13 protein-coding genes are annotated in these 14,189 nt (G+C 29.4%); 2 read left to right on the top strand and 11 right to left on the bottom strand.

Annotated features, from left to right (window positions below; all coding sequences use genetic code 11):
- The first annotated feature begins 1 nt into the window (after position 1).
- Positions 2–1,489 carry a lipopolysaccharide biosynthesis protein gene (locus tag MC378_RS00595; RefSeq protein WP_242176772.1) on the top strand — a complete coding sequence of 496 codons (1,488 nt, stop codon included), beginning with the start codon at positions 2–4 and terminating at the stop codon, positions 1,487–1,489.
- On the opposite strand, the gene MC378_RS00600 is transcribed toward MC378_RS00595, so the two are convergent.
- The 10 genes from MC378_RS00600 to MC378_RS00645 form a co-directional block, all read right to left on the bottom strand.
- Positions 1,480–1,788, bottom strand: a complete 309-nt coding sequence (locus MC378_RS00600) for a DUF6122 family protein (protein ID WP_242176773.1) — start codon at positions 1,786–1,788, stop codon at positions 1,480–1,482. The genes MC378_RS00595 and MC378_RS00600 overlap by 10 nt on opposite strands.
- Positions 1,789–1,922: 134 nt before the next feature.
- Positions 1,923–2,498 (bottom strand): Crp/Fnr family transcriptional regulator, encoded by a 576-nt coding sequence (locus tag MC378_RS00605; RefSeq protein ID WP_242176774.1) that lies wholly within the window; start codon positions 2,496–2,498, stop codon positions 1,923–1,925.
- A gap of 69 nt (positions 2,499–2,567) precedes the next feature.
- Positions 2,568–3,167, bottom strand: coding sequence for a WbqC family protein (locus MC378_RS00610; RefSeq protein WP_242176775.1), 600 nt, complete (start codon positions 3,165–3,167; stop codon positions 2,568–2,570).
- 88 nt (positions 3,168–3,255) lie between these two features.
- On the bottom strand, positions 3,256–4,953 hold the full coding sequence (lepB, locus tag MC378_RS00615) for a signal peptidase I (RefSeq protein ID WP_242176776.1): 1,698 nt from the start codon (positions 4,951–4,953) through the stop codon (positions 3,256–3,258).
- A gap of 84 nt (positions 4,954–5,037) precedes the next feature.
- Positions 5,038–5,739: a 4-hydroxy-tetrahydrodipicolinate reductase gene (gene dapB / locus MC378_RS00620; protein ID WP_242176777.1), complete on the bottom strand. Its 702-nt coding sequence runs from the start codon at positions 5,737–5,739 to the stop codon at positions 5,038–5,040.
- A gap of 1 nt (position 5,740) precedes the next feature.
- The gene (locus MC378_RS00625; RefSeq protein ID WP_242176778.1) at positions 5,741–6,331 is read right to left on the bottom strand and encodes a DUF5683 domain-containing protein; all 591 of its coding nucleotides are present in this window, start codon (positions 6,329–6,331) and stop codon (positions 5,741–5,743) included.
- The gene (locus MC378_RS00630; RefSeq protein WP_242176779.1) at positions 6,332–7,216 is read right to left on the bottom strand and encodes a ParB/RepB/Spo0J family partition protein; all 885 of its coding nucleotides are present in this window, start codon (positions 7,214–7,216) and stop codon (positions 6,332–6,334) included.
- A gap of 1 nt (position 7,217) precedes the next feature.
- Entirely contained in the window at positions 7,218–7,982 is a 765-nt protein-coding gene (locus MC378_RS00635) for a ParA family protein (RefSeq protein ID WP_242176780.1), read from the bottom strand.
- A 192-nt stretch (positions 7,983–8,174) separates the two neighbouring features.
- A complete protein-coding gene (locus MC378_RS00640) occupies positions 8,175–9,635 on the bottom strand; it encodes an aminoacyl-histidine dipeptidase (protein ID WP_242176781.1) in 1,461 nt (486 codons plus the stop codon).
- Positions 9,636–9,664: 29 nt separating this feature from the next.
- Entirely contained in the window at positions 9,665–10,297 is a 633-nt protein-coding gene (locus MC378_RS00645; RefSeq protein WP_242176782.1) for an NAD(P)H-dependent oxidoreductase, read from the bottom strand.
- Between the two features lie 115 nt (positions 10,298–10,412).
- Here MC378_RS00645 and MC378_RS00650 point away from each other — a divergent pair, with 115 nt between their 5' ends.
- On the top strand, positions 10,413–11,687 hold the full coding sequence (locus tag MC378_RS00650; protein WP_242176783.1) for a DUF2851 family protein: 1,275 nt from the start codon (positions 10,413–10,415) through the stop codon (positions 11,685–11,687).
- Between the two features lies 1 nt (position 11,688).
- Here MC378_RS00650 and MC378_RS00655 read toward each other — a convergent pair whose 3' ends face one another.
- Positions 11,689–14,112: a zinc-dependent metalloprotease gene (locus MC378_RS00655; protein WP_242176784.1), complete on the bottom strand. Its 2,424-nt coding sequence runs from the start codon at positions 14,110–14,112 to the stop codon at positions 11,689–11,691.
- Between the last annotated feature and the right edge of the window lie 77 nt (positions 14,113–14,189).

Raw genomic sequence — 14,189 nt, forward strand, 5'->3', positions numbered from 1 at the left:
TATGGGGATCATATTAAAACAATCTTTTAAAAATACACTTTTTATTTACCTAGGCTTTGCCTTTGGGGGAATCAATACTTTGTTTTTATATACTCGATTTTTAGAAGATGAATATTATGGTTTGGTTACTTTTTTATTGTCTACTTCTAATTTATTAATGCCTTTAATTGCTTTAGGTGTTCATCATACTATTGTAAAATTTTATTCTAGTTATTTTACAAAATTAGAGAGAGATCGTTTTTTATCATCCATACTTTTTTTACCCTTATTAGTTGCAATACCCATTGCATATTTTGGGAATTTTTTTTATGAAGAGATTGGTAATTATTTATCTATAGAGAATCCAATTATTAAAGATTATACGTTTGTTATTTATTTAATTGCTGTGGCTTGTGCTTATTTTGAAATATTTTATGCTTGGGCTAAAGTTCAATTTCAATCTGTTTTTGGAAATATTTTAAAAGAATTATATAATAGAGTGGTGGTAATGATTTTATTATTTGCCGTTTATTTTGAATTGATTTCTAAGCCTGAGTTTATTTACTATTTAACAGCGGCATATTTTTTAAGAATGTTTATAATGATGTTTTATGCATTTAAATTATACATGCCTAAACTTACCTTTTCTAAACCTGATAATTTTAAAGAAGTAATTCGTTTTTCTGGCTATATTATTTTAGCAGGAAGTGCTGGAGCAATCATTTTAGATATTGATAAGTTTATGATTCCGGGTAAAGAATCTTTAGTAAAAGCTGCTTATTATTCTGTAGCCGTTTTTATTGGGTCTTTTATTGAAGCGCCAAGTAGGGCGATGTTAAATATTTTACAACCATTAACTTCTAAGACCTTAAACGAAGAAAATCATAAAGAGGTGGCTTCTTTGTATAAAAAGAGTTCTATCAATTTACTATTAATTAGTGGACTTTTTTTTGTCTTGATAAATGCCAATATAGGTCAGTTATTTAATTTATTACCTAAAGAATATGCTGGTGGAACATTGGTAGTATTAATGATTTCTTCATTAAAATTATACAATGGCTTTTTAGGAAACAATGGTGCTATTATAAATAATTCTAAGTTTTATAGAATCACTTTACCCATTAGTATTGCTATGGCTTTGTCTGTTTATTTTTTGAATAAACTTTTTTATTATCAGTTAGATATGGGAACGGATGGTTTGGCATTAGCGACTTTAATTGTGATCTTTTTTGCCAATACATTTAAATTGTTTTTTATAAAAAGGAAGTTTTCTATGACTCCTTTTACAGATAAGTCTCTTAAAATGATTCTAATAATTGTGATGTTATATCTAGCTTTTAACTTTTGGGATTTTCCAATAGCTAATATCTATGTGTGGAAGTTTCCTATTCATCCAATTATCAATATAGCTTTAAAGAGTATAATCATTATAATGGCATACATCTTCTTGGTTCTTAAACTTAATATTTCTAATGAGTTTGACAATCTTTTAAAAAAATATTATAAATAGCAATCGATATAATCTGTAAGCATGTGAAATAGCAAAGCTATACAGAGAACTCTTGTCTTTTTAAAGAATAAGCCAACACAATAAAAACCAATTGCAATATAAGAATGCAAGGGATGAAAATTGATACTACATCTATTTTTATCAAAGATTGGTGTTGCTAATAAATGATCTAGGTCTACCAACATAGAAAATAAAAAAATAAAATAGACAACTTTCCAGTTTTTCTTGAAGAAAAAATAGGCTATAAAAAGTGGAGCTACAAAATGTAGTCCATAATGTATCGTAAATTCTAAAGACATAAATAAAAAAAAAGGCTTATTAGAAATAAGCCTTTATATTAATTGCTAATATAGCAATTAATTAGGGGAATAATAAGCGGCAAAACTAGGTTATTCTCAATGTCTATATCTTAACCTATGTTTATCAATTTTATTTATTTTGAAAATATTTTTTTTCTAATTCTACTTAATTGAACAGGAGTGATATTTAAATAAGATGCAATATGATACTGTGGTATTAAGTTTTCGATATTAGGAATTTTCTTTTTTAGTTTTATATATCTTTCTGTTGCATTTAAAACGCTTAAATCGTAAACTTTCGATTCTAAAGTTAAATAAACAACTTCTAATGCAGATGCATAAAAACGACAAATTTGTTTATCTTTTTTTATTAGTTCTTTAAGATTTTTAAAATTGACAGCATACACTTCACAATCAGATAAACAATCATATGAAAATCTTGAGGGTTTATTTAGTAAAAGAGCTCTTAAGGCTCCTAATATTTTATAAGGAATAAATATTTGTCTATTATATTCTTTGCCTTTTGTATCTGTGTCAAAAGATCTTATAACTCCAGATTTTAAAACATATATGTCTTTGGGTCTTTCTCCAATTTTAACAATGCTATCTCCTTTTTTTAGTTTTTTAATTCGAACTAAAGCAACTAAAAGATCTCGAGACTCTTTTGATAAAGGACTAATACTATTGATGAAATCATTGAAAAGTTTCATAAAATATTTTTATTTTCTAAAAAGAGAGTGCTTAAACTGTTGAAAACCAATGTTTAAATTTAATGCTTTTTATTTTAAGTAGCTAATTGCATTTGGACCTTCCATGAAAAGTAAGTCTAGAATAGATAAGTTTGGTATAAAGCCATGGTTGTCATCAAACATTTGAATGTAATTTTTCACCAACTTTTTAGGTTGATATTTTCTGTCTGCTAGTATTCTAAAATCAGGTTCTTTGCTTTGAGTTTGGTATTCAGAAGTTTTTGTAAAGTCAGAATTTAGTTGAAGAGCATCTGTAATAAACAAAAAAGTATCAATATTTATATCTTGAAGGTACTTGTATTTTTTCTCAAAAATAGGTGCAATATCATGCTCAAAAAATTCAAAAAAAGGAGAGGATCTATAAGCTGTTTGTAAAGATTTTAAATGTTGATCTTGCCATGGAAAATCATTTTCTACTAAAGTATCTTTTGTTTTCTTTCTTCCTTCATTAACTTGATGTTTTACAGGAATATTTAATAATTGCTTACCATTTGTATTGTAAATATAGCATCTGTTTCTATAGCTCTGTTTTTGGAAATTATCTTCCATTTCAAAAACAACTTTATCAGATTTTACAATTTCTGAATATTGAGAAATAGGTCCAAAGTATGTAGGTATAAATAGTGACATTTCTTATTTGAATTCAGTTTACAATCACAGTTATCAGTGCTAATTGTTAACAGAATTGCTAATCAACACTAAAACTTGTTACTTAAAACTATTTTTTAACCTTTTTTCCTTTATAAAAACTATAGCCAATATATAAACCGATTAAAGCTAAAACGTAATATCTATAAGAAACAGGTTCTCCGTCTCCACCAACTGTAGTAAACATTCTGTCCCAACGAATTGACTTTATTTTATCTCCAAAACTAGCAGCATTAGCATCCCAACTAAACCAAATCATTACAGGTTTTCCTAAAACATGATCAAATGGAACATAGCCCCAATAACGAGCGTCTAAAGAGTTGTGTCTGTTATCTCCTAGCAACCAATAATAATCTTGTTTAAATGTGTAAGAATCTGTTTGTTTTCCGTTGATAAAAATATTGTCTCCAATAACTTGTAAGTCATTGTTTTCGTAATTTTTAATAATTTGCTCGTAAAAAGGCAAGGATTTTGAGTCTATTTTTACTGTTGCTCCTGCTTTTGGAATGTAGATAGGGCCAAAATTATCTTGACTCCATCCCAAACTTTCTACATGAGGAAAGATGGCTTTGTCTGCATCATGATTAATTTTCTTTACTGAAATTGTTTGAGGTTGTTTTTTTAAACGAGCAACTTCATCATCTGTTAAATTAATGTTTATTTTATTTTCTACTGAAGACATTTTTAAACGTTTGGCTAAATCGGGATTTATGCCTCCGGCAACTTCTGTATACAATGAATCAGAACCTATTTTGGTTAAACTGCCTCCTTTTTTAATTGCATCTTGTACTTTTTCATTATTCCAATATTCTGATAAAATTTTGAAAACTCCTGTTCTTTCTTTGCCAATTAAAAACTTTGGATATGTGTTTCTGTCTATTGCTGTTTTTGATTCATAAGTGTAATAAAATTGCAATTTAGCTCTATAAGGTAATTCATTCTTTTTTCCATTGATATAAACGTAACCATTTCTAATTTCTAAAGAATCGCCGGCAATACCAACAGCTCGTTTTACATAGTTGGTTTTTTTATCTACAGGTTTGTAGGTGAATTTTCCAGAAGTATCTCCCCACATTGTGGCTAAAGTATCTGCAGGCCAATTAAAACAAACAATATCATTGTTCATTATTTTTTGAAGGCCAGGTAATCTTGTGTATGGTAGTTGTGGACTTTTTAAATAAGAAGCAGTACCAACAAAAGGTAAAGAATCATGTACCATTGGGGCTGCTATTACTGTAGATGGAACTCTAGCTCCATAATGAAATTTACTTACAAACAAATAATCTCCAACTAATAAAGATTTTTCTAATGATGATGTTGGTATTGTAAAGGGCTGCATAAAATAAGTGTGCACTAAAGTTGCAGCAATAATAGCAAAGGTAATAGAGCTTACCCATTCTCCTAATTCAGAACGTGGTTTTATACTTCTGTCAGCATTGTATGTGGTATCTGTTGCATAGTTGATATAAAAAATATAAAAACCTAATGTTACAATTGCTAAAAGTGAATCTATTTTTTTATAGAAACCAAAAGTTCTTATCGTTTCTATCCAAATAACAGGAAACATTAAAAGGTTTACAATTGGAATAAACAATAAAATAATCCACCATTTTGGTCTATTTATAATTTTCATTAAAACAACTCCGTTATAAATAGGGACAATTGCTTCCCAAGGTTTTCTACCTGCTTTTACATATAATTTCCAAGTTCCCAAAAAATGAATTACTTGAACTGCAAGAAAAAAGATAAACCACTGTGTAAATGTCATAATTATATATTTTAATGATCCTTTTTAGAAAAAGATTTTTCTTCGTTTTTTATAAGGCGCAAAATAGAAAAAAAGTTACAGATTTTAACCAATGTTTAACACATCTTTCATAGAGAAAACGCCTGTTTTATCTACAATCCACTCTGCAGCAACAACAGCACCCAAAGCAAAGCCTTTTCTATTATGGGCAGTATGCTTAATTTCGATAGCATCTACTTCCGAATTATATAAAACTGTATGTGTTCCAGGAATATCTGCTATTCTTTTTGCGCTAATAGGAATACTGTTTTCAGAGATGCTTTTTCCTAGCTCCCATTTCTTTTTAGAGGAATTCTCGATAATTCCTTCTGCTAAAGTAATTGCTGTTCCACTTGGTGCATCTAATTTTCTTGTATGATGAATTTCTTCCATAGAAATAGAATAATCTTCTAAAGTATGCATCATTTTGGCTAGTTGCCTATTTAGTTCAAAAAAGATGTTTACCCCTAAACTAAAGTTAGAAGCATAAATAAATGCACCTTGTTTTTCTTTACATAAAGCAATTGCGTCCTTATATTTTTCTAACCAACCTGTTGTTCCTGAAATTACAGGAACATTATTGTTTATGCAATTAGAAATATTGTTAAAGGCAGATGATGGAATACTAAAATCTATGGCAACATCTGCTAAATTTACATCAATATCTTCTTCGTTATTTTTTTTAATTACAATTTCATGTCCACGAGAAATTGCAACTTTTTCAATTTCTTTTCCCATTCTACCATAACCAAGTAATGCAATTTTCATTTTAAAAAGAATATTTAATATTTAAGCCAACAGTTGGAGTTTCAATTTTTATAGGATCCATAATTAAGGTTGGTTTAAAGGATAAATTATCATCGGTATTAAATTGTAGTAAATGTGCATTTACACTAGCTTCAACTATTTGTAAAACGTAAATAATAATACCAGATAATAAAGACATATCTCTATTTTCTTTTAATTGTTTTTGTGCTGTTTCTAAAGTCTCGACAGAAACAGTTGTTGATCCATCATCTAAAGTAAACTCGTCTTGTAATCCGTTTTTTCTTAGTTTGTAAGCTCTCCTGTAACGCTTATACTCACTATTATTTATTTGATAATAATAAACAGGAATTGCTAGTGCACCCCAAACAATAGGTGCTTTCCAGTATTTTTTATTATAAATCTGCCCCATCCCTGGAAAAATTGCAGAATAAAAAGCCGCTTTAGAAGGAGATAAAGGATTGTAAACACCCTGTGTTGTTTTTAATTTTCCTTTTATTTTTATGCCTTTAATATTCGTAGAATCTTTTTGAGCAAAAAGATTCGCTGAACAAAATGCGATAAAAAGAACAAATATGACCTTTTTTAAAATCACTTATTTTAATAAGTTTTTGATACGATTAAAATCTTCTTCAGAATGAAAAGGAATAGAAATTTTTCCTTTACCATTATTACTAACAGTAACGTCAATTTTGTGACCAAAGTATTCGCTAATTTCTTTTACACTATTTTTAATATAACTAGGTACCGCTTTCTTTTTAGGTTTTGCGATTGTTCCAGATTTTAGATTTTTAACTAAATCTTCTGTTTGTCTCACTGATAATTTTTCGCGTAAAATTTTCTCATAAATGGCTAATTGATCTTCTGTGTTTTCTACATTAATCATTGCACGTCCATGTCCCATAGAAATAAACCCATCTCTCATTCCTGTTTGTAAAATAGGGTCAAGTTTAAGTAAGCGTAAATAATTGGTTACTGTAGATCGTTTTTTACCAACTCTTGTACTTAACTCTTCTTGTGTTAATTGAATTTCATCAATTAAACGTTGATAAGAAAGTGCTACTTCAATAGGATCTAAATTTTTACGTTGTATATTTTCAACCAAAGCCATTTCTAGCATTTCTTGATCGTTGGCAAGTCTGATATATGCAGGAACAGTTTTGTTACCTATTAATTTTGATGCTCTAAAACGACGTTCTCCAGAAACTAATTGAAATTTATTTCCTTCTAGTTTTCTTACAGTGATGGGTTGTATAACTCCTAATTCTTTGATAGAACTAGCTAGTTCTCTTAAAGCCTCTTCGTCAAAGTAAGTTCTTGGCTGAAAAGGGTTTACATCAATTAAATCTAATTCTAATTCTATGATGTTTCCAACTACTTTATCTGCATTTTTATCGGATGCAGAATTTATATTTGAAGACTCTTTTAATAAAGCCGATAATCCTCTTCCTAAAGCTTGTTTCTTTGTTGCTTTTGCCATACTACGAATTCTTTTTTAATAATTCTTGAGCTAAATTTAAGTAATTTACAGCACCTTTACTAGTAGCATCATATGCTATAATACTTTCTCCATAACTTGGCGCTTCACCCAAACGTGTATTTCTTCTAATAATAGTATCAAAAACCATACTAGAAAAATGCTTTCTTACTTCATCTACCACTTGGTTAGAAAGTCGTAAACGAGAATCGAACATTGTTAATAATAAACCTTCTATATCTAATTCTGAATTATGGATGTTTTGAACGCTTTTAATCGTATTTAAAAGCTTTCCTAAACCTTCTAGGGCAAAATATTCACATTGAATCGGAATGATCACAGAGTCTGCTGCAACTAAAGAGTTTAAGGTAATTAATCCTAGTGATGGAGCACAGTCTATTATAATATAATCGTAGTCATTTTTAATTTCTACTAACGATTTTTTTAACATGTATTCTCTTTCTGACTTATCTACCAATTCAATTTCTATAGCTACTAAATCTATATGTGCAGGTATAACATCTACATTTGGAGATGTTGTTTTTACAATTGCTTCTTTTGCAGAGATTGAATGTTCTAAAACTTGATAGGTCCCGTATTCAACAGTTTCTACATCGATTCCTAAACCAGAAGATGCGTTTGCTTGCGGGTCTGCATCTATTAACAACACTCTTTTTTCTAAAACGCCTAAAGAAGCTGCTAAATTTATGCTAGTAGTAGTTTTACCAACTCCACCTTTTTGATTTGCTATTGCAATTATTTTGCCCATTGATACAGTAAATTTATAAAGAGTAAAATTACAATTTATTCTGTTTTTTTTTAGTGAAAGATGTTAACAAATCTATAAAAAAATAAAATACTGATAAACAGTTGTTTATATCTTATTTTTTGAAGTTTTTAAACAAATTTTTAAAATAAAAAAACCGAAGTTTTAACTTCGGTTTAGATTTTATTATAATTGTTATTTTTTAGGAATACTCTTTAATATCTCTAATAAAAATTTCCAAAATTTTTGAGTTGAAGAAATTTGGGCTCTTTCATCTGGAGAGTGAGCTCCTTTAATGTTTGGTCCAAAAGAAACCATATCCATTTCAGGGTAATTCTGACCTAAAATTCCACATTCTAATCCAGCATGACAGGCAGCTACATTTGGGGTTTCTTTAAAAATAGTGGTGTAAATATTTGTAACTGTTCTTAAAATTTCAGAATTTATATTTGGTAACCAACCTGGGTATTCACCCGAAAATTCAACGTCAAAACCAGCTAAATCAAAAGCAGATTTTATAGCATTTGCTAAATCATTTTTATTTGTTTCAGATGATGAACGTGTTAGGCAGGCTATTTTAATACTGCCATTTTTTACAATAACTCTGGCTATATTGTTAGATGTTTCTACCAAACCATCAATATCTGGGCTCATTCTGTATACTCCATTTAGGGCAGTATAAATAGATTTTGTCAAACCTTCTTGTACACCTAAATCCATCACAAATTTGGGAGATGGAACTTCAATAAGATCAATAGTTAAATTGGGTTCTAATGTTAAAAACTCTTGTTTTATGTTGTTAACAAGTAGGTTGGTTTCAAAAAGAAATGCATCTTTAGAAACGTTGTCTACAGTAACAATTGAGAAACTTTCACGTGGAATTGCATTTCGTAAACTACCTCCATTTATTTCAGAAACTCTTAATCCAAAATTTGCAAAACCATCAAATAATAATCGATTCATTATTTTGTTTGCATTTCCTAAACCTTTAATAATATCCATTCCAGAATGCCCACCATTTAAACCTGTGACAGAAATTTTAAAAGCTGTCGAATTCATAGGAACTTCTTCTTCAGAATAATTTCTTGTAGCAGTAATATCAACACCACCTGCACAACCCATTCCTATTTCATCATCTTCTTCTGTATCTAGGTTTAATAAGATTTCTCCCTCTAAAACACCGGCTTTTAAGCCCATTGCTCCAGTCATTCCTGTTTCTTCATCAATAGTAAAAAGTGCCTCAATTGCAGGATGAGCAATTTCATTAGAAGATAAAACGGCCATAATTGCAGCAACACCTAAACCGTTATCTGCTCCTAAAGTGGTTCCTTTAGCTTTAACCCAATCTCCATCAATAAACATTTTAATGCCTTCTGTATCAAAGTCAAAATCGGTATCTGCGTTTTTTTGATGAACCATATCTAAATGACCTTGCATAACAATGGTTTTTCGATCTTCCATACCAGAAGAGGCAGGTTTTTTAATGATTACATTTCCAACGTGATCAACTTCCGTTTTAAGGTTTAGTTTTTTTCCAAAATCGACCATAAACTGAATCACTCGTTCTTCTTTTTTTGATGGACGAGGTACGGCGTTTAAGTCTGCAAAATGGTTCCAAACTATTTTAGGTTCAATATTTCTAATGTCTGAATTCATAATTTTATTTTGTTTTTTCTGATGTAAATTTACAAGATTTCTATTATAGTTTCTGAGGTATTTTTTCTAACTTTTGCTAAATCTTTCATATAACAATCTTTTGCCCTAAAACCAACAGGAAGTAAAAGAACAGCTGTTAAGTTGTGATCTTTTAAATTTAAAATTTCATCATACTTCTCAGGGTTAAATCCTTCCATAGGACATGAGTCTATTTTTTCTACAGCACAAACAGTTAGTAGATTGCCTAATGCTATATATGCTTGGTTTTTATTCCAAAGAAATAATTCTTCTTGTGTTTTTTTTGCGATTTCATCTGTTAAAAATTCTTTAAACGGGTTGATGATCGCATCGGGTGTTTTTCTAATTTTTTGTACTGTTTTAAAGTAATTCTCTACTTCTGTTGTCTTGTATGTTTTAGGGATACAGATAACTAAAAGGTGAGAGGCGTCAACAACTTGGTTTTGATTCCAAGAATGGGGTACTAATTCTTTTTGAATGTTTTTGTTTTTAATAACAACTAATTTTATGGGTTGTAAACCATAAGAAGTAGCTGTTAAATTAAATGCATTTTTTAATATATTTACTTGTGATTTTGTAAGTGATTTATTGGAGTCGAATTGCTTAACTGCATAACGCCATTCTAAACTTTTTATAGTGTCCATTTTTCATTTATTCTAGTGCAAAAATACTCGATTATTATTGGTTTTTAAACCAATTTCGATTATTAAAATTGATAAGGTTATCAATATTTTTTTTAACTTGAAAATTAAAAAAGAGATGAAAGAAGATTTTCTTCATTATGTATGGAAATACAGTTTGTTTTCTTTTGATGATTTACAAACAACTTCTAAAGAAAATTTAATAATTATCAAACCAGGTTTGCATAATGTAAATTCGGGCCCCGACTTTTTGAATGCTCAATTAAAAATGAATAATCAGCTTTGGTTTGGTAATATAGAAATTCATCTAAAATCTTCTGATTGGTATTTACATAAACACGAAGAAGATGCAAATTATGATGCTGTTATTTTACATGTTGTTTGGGAAGATGATGTAACAATTTTTATGAAAAATAACTTGCCTTTACCGACATTGGTTTTAAAAAATAGGGTAAATGAAACTGCGTTGAAAAATTACAATGAATTATTTTCTACTCAACAACGTTGGATTCCTTGTCAAAAAGAAATTAGTTTTATAGATGGCATTATTTTTTTAAATTGGAAAGAACGTTTGTTTTTTGAACGATTAGAAAGAAAATCGAATGAAATGATAATTCTTTTGGAAAACGAAAACAATAATTTTGAAGCGGTTTTATTTCAATTATTAGTGAAGAATTTTGGCCTAAAAGTAAATGGAGATGCTTTTTTAAGGCTAGCAAAATCTATTGATTTTTCTATTGTTAGAAAAATAGGCTCTAATGAGTTTCAGTTAGCAGCATTGTTTTTTGGGCAGGCGAGTTTTTTAGAGGATGAAGTAGAAGATGGATATTATCAAGAATTAAAAAAAGAGTATCAATATTTACAATATAAATATAAACTACAACCAGTATCTAAGAATCAGTTTTCTTTTTTTAGAATGCGACCTTATAATTTTCCAACAATTAGAATTGCACAATTGGTTTCGTTGTTTTGTTTGCATCAAAATTTATTTTCTAAATTAATGCATATTAAATCGATAGAGGAATTTTATAATTTCTTTCTAATTGAAGTCAATTCGTTTTGGAAAACACATTATACTTTTGAGAAAGAGTCTAAACCATCTTCTAAAAAAATGACAAAATCTTTTATAGACTTGTTGTTAATCAATACTGTTTTTCCTTTAAAATTTTTATATCAAAAGAGTAGAAGTGAGGTAGATGAAAGTGAATTTTTAGGCTTTTTAGAGAAAATAAAACCAGAAAAGAATAGCATAATTTCTAAGTTTTCTAAATTAAACATTTGTGTGAAAAATGCTTTTGATTCTCAGGCTTTATTAGAGCTTAAAAATACCTATTGCGCATCTAAACGTTGTTTAGAATGCGCAATAGGTAGAAAAATTTTACAAAAAAGTTAAATTAATTTTTCGGATTTAAAATGTTATTTACCATTACCAAGCAATCTTTATAGTGATATTTAGTAATTCTATTTGTAGCTCTTTTACTTGCTGTGTTTAATTGGTATTTTAAAGCTTCCAATTCTCCCCTAACAATTGAAGAGATGTCTGTGTTCTTCGCTTTTTTATCAATTAATAAAGTTTCTATTTTTTGAATGAATGATTTTTGAAGATTTCTTCTGTATACATCTACATTTTTTAGAGAATTTGTTTCAGAGAAAATGCCTTTTCTTAAGTCTCTAATCATCTCTGAAGCTGGATAAAAATTAGATTGAATTACTTCTGCATCAATCATTCTTTTTAAGGTATTTGTATTTAAAAGAGTGTTTAAGTGTCTGTTTTGATAGCGTAAAAATCTTTCTGTGTAGCCACTTTCATCAATTTTATTCAATATATTTTTATCTAACAGCCAATTTTGTGTTGAAAAAACATTGTTTTGTAACCAAATTAAAGATTCTTTTTGCCTTTTTTTATCAACATTTACATAGACATTTCCGGTTTGTTCTGGTTTTTTGTTAAATTCGTAAACACCTCCAATATTGCCTGTAACATGACCAACGTATCTATTCCAAACACCTAATAATTCTCCATATAATTCGCTTAAATCTTCATAATTATTGGTTTGGTTTGAAGTCCAATTTGGTAGATTTTTGGCAACAATTTTTAAGTTTTTAATTCCGTAAGTACTTGCTTTAACTTGGTCGTTTCCAATCCCTTCAGTTTGTGCTGAAGGATCAAAACGTTGTCCTCCAAATCGATACATAGGGTTGTTTGCTTTATCTTCAATCCATTTATCTAAAGTTTTAATTTCATCTTCGGGTTTGTTAGCGTTTGGAATTAATCGATATCCCCAATTGATAGCGTAGTGATCGTATGGTCCTAATTGACGAATAAAACGTACGTTTTTATCTCCGGGTTGGGCAACGTAATTATATCTTGCGTAGTCCATAATTGTTGCTGCAATTCCGTATTTCTGAGTAAATTTTCCAGAACGCAATGAATCAACCGGGTAAGCAAAACTTGCTGCCATATTGTGAGGTAAACCTAGAGCATGACCTACTTCGTGAGAAATTACCATTCTCATCATCTCTCCAATATCTGCTGCTGGTGTATTTAAAGTTCTTGCAGAAGGGTTTGCAGCTCCTGTTTCTAATAAGTATCTATTTCTATAAGAGCGTAAATGGTTGTGGTACCAAATGATATCACTTTCAATAATTTCTCCAGTTCTTGGATCTGAAACACTTGGTCCAGTAGCGTTTCTTGTTGTACTTGCTACATATCTAATAGATGAGTAACGAACATCTTCCATACTAAACTCAGGATCTTCTTCTTTTGTTGGTGCATATTTTGCCATAATTGCATTTTTAAAACCAGCAGTTTCAAACACTTTTTGCCAATCATCTACACCTTGTTTTATGAATTTTTTAAGTTTGTCTGGTGTGGCAGGGTCTAAATAATAGACAATTGGTTTTACTGGTTCTACTAATTCTCCTCTAGCATATGCTGCAGGATCTTTTGGTTCTAATCTCCAGCGTCTAATGTATCTTTTGCTATCTGCTTTTAAAGCTTCTGAGCTATAATCTACATTTCCTATAGAAAAATATCCAACTCTTTTATCATGAATTCTTGGCATCATTGGGTTTTCTGGAAGCAAGATCATAGATTGATTGATGCGCAAGGTAATTGTATTGGTTCTTTTATTACTTGGAGGTGCATCTGCATCAAAAGTAAAATCTTGTACAACTTCAATATTCTCTGGGTAACTTTTAATGCTATTGATAAAACTTCTGCTAGCATCTAATCTTTTTACTTTATATGTTTTTCGATAAAAGGAAGGTAAGCCAGTTATAGCTTTTACATCCGATGAGAAGAATTTTGTAACATCTATTAAAACAGCAGTAGCATCTTGATTTTGAGATTTTATATCAAAAGCATAGATAATTGGTTCTAAGTTGTTTGCTTTTACAGATTTGTATATGGGAAGCGAATCGTTTGCAACGGCATTGTATGACTTTACTTTTAGTAAAATTTTATTTTTATATTGTTCCCAAACAATTACTTGTGTATTGATTTTAGAACCTGCATTTACATATCCACCGCCTAAGCCAGCAGGAATGTCTTTAATTCTTGTTACCAAAAGCATTTCTTTGCCGAAGTATGACTTTGGGATTTCATACATAAAGGTATTATTTGTTTCATGTACTTTAAATAAACCCTCATCTGTTTTTGTTTCTTTTTTTACAAAATCGGAATATGTTGGCGTTTTCTTTTTTTGGGTAGTTTTTACGTTTGTTGTTTGATTTTTTTTAGATTTTTTTCTTTGAGCATTTGTTTCTGAAGGAAAGTAAAAAGCTATAATTAATGAAAATAATAGAAGTTTTTTCATGATAGTTTAGTTGATTATTGAATTGTCTAAAATACCAAAAGCTATTGAGAGAGAATCTTATAATTCTGTTAAAATAA

The organism is Polaribacter marinus (genome assembly GCF_022662535.1).
Lineage (GTDB): Bacteria > Bacteroidota > Bacteroidia > Flavobacteriales > Flavobacteriaceae > Polaribacter > Polaribacter marinus.